We start from the raw sequence: 1,342 nt of genomic DNA, 5'->3' as shown, positions 1-1,342 counted from the left end.
GCTGTTATCGCGTTGTGCTTGAAGGGCTTGCGCGACCTGCAGCACGTGACTCAAACGCTTGTGTTCGACAACGGCGGCTTGATCGATCTCGGCCAGCCGGTCGTACTGTCTGCAGGGCAGCACGCGACCCTCTGTTCGGAGTTCGATGCGCCCATCCGGGTACTCCCAAACCTCGATCGTTCGGTCGATCAGCTTCCGATTCTCCGGCGTATCGTCCAGCAAATACATCACCCGGTCGTACTGCACCGTCAGCGACTTCGTGACTTTCCTCAGCTCGCGCCATGTCATCACCCAGTCGAGATTCTCATCGGCATGCAGCGGCCGGTGTGCATTGAAGTCGCTCTTCGGAGGCTTTGCGAAACGTGCGTTGTAAGCGGCCATGAAGAGGGGCATGTAAGCGTTGGCGTCGGCCACCGTGTTGATCCCGCGCAATCGCATCTCCTTGACCAAGCGATCCTGCAACGTCAGATGTGCTCGCTCGACTCGCCCCTTGGCCGGACTGCTGTTCGCGCAGAACGTGTCGATGTTCAGCTCAGACATCGCTCGGCCGAAGTGCGTTACGCGGTTGCCGTTCTTGCCAGGTTTGACGTTGCGGAACACGCTGTACTTGTCGCTGTAGAACGCTCCAGGTTTGCCGTGCCGTTCGATATACGCCCGCGTCGCCTCGAAGTAGCTGAAGGTCGATTCGGTCTGCGTGAAGTGCAGCATCATCAACCGGCTCGTCGCATCGTCGACGTACACCAGTAGCGTGCAGGCCGCCGCCCGTTCCTCGAACCACCGATGGTCGCTGCCGTCGATCTGGATCAGTTCGCCCAGGCAGGCCCGGCGTGCTCGTGGCTGATAAACCTTCGGTGGTCGCTGTCGGCGCGGCACCCACAAACCAGCTTCCGTCATCAGCCGCCGTACCGTTTCCTTGGCGAGCTGGATGCCGTGGCATTCCCGAAGCTTCTCGCACGCCAGTGTCGGCCCGAAATCGGCGTAGCGATCCCGGATGATCGTCAGGGCCCGCTGGGCCAACTCCGCATCCAGCCGCCGGTTGCCAGGACCGCCACGCTTGCGCGAGGTCAGGCCCACCGCGCCAGACTCCCGATATCGAATCACCAGCCGCTCGATCTGCCGGACCGTCAGGCCCAGCCGTTCGGCCGCGCGGCCGGGCTTCAGGCCCGAATCCACCACAGCCTGAATCACCTTCAGACGGTCGAGTTCTCGCATGTCCAATGTCACCAGAGCTGTTCGGTGCATCGTCGGCTCCATGATCTGACGGGGAACCGGCAAGCTTACCGAGGTCCAAATGCGACATTTCTAAATGGCTAGAACACGACATTTCTAAAAAGCTACTACA

General features: G+C 60.9%; 1 protein-coding gene. It reads right to left on the bottom strand.

Going from position 1 to position 1,342, the window contains the following annotated elements; genetic code table 11:
• Window positions 1–1,242, bottom strand: a 1,242-nt coding sequence (locus H0X91_RS34640) for an ISNCY family transposase (protein ID WP_196433816.1), incomplete at its 3' end; no start/stop codon positions are given.
• Window positions 1,243–1,342: the final 100 nt, after the last annotated feature.

This window comes from Burkholderia sp. 9777_1386, assembly GCF_015712265.1.
Taxonomy (GTDB): Bacteria; Pseudomonadota; Gammaproteobacteria; order Burkholderiales; family Burkholderiaceae; genus Burkholderia; species Burkholderia cenocepacia.
The sequence above is the reverse complement of the archived record's forward strand: the minus strand, read 5'-3'. Positions and strand labels throughout refer to the sequence as shown.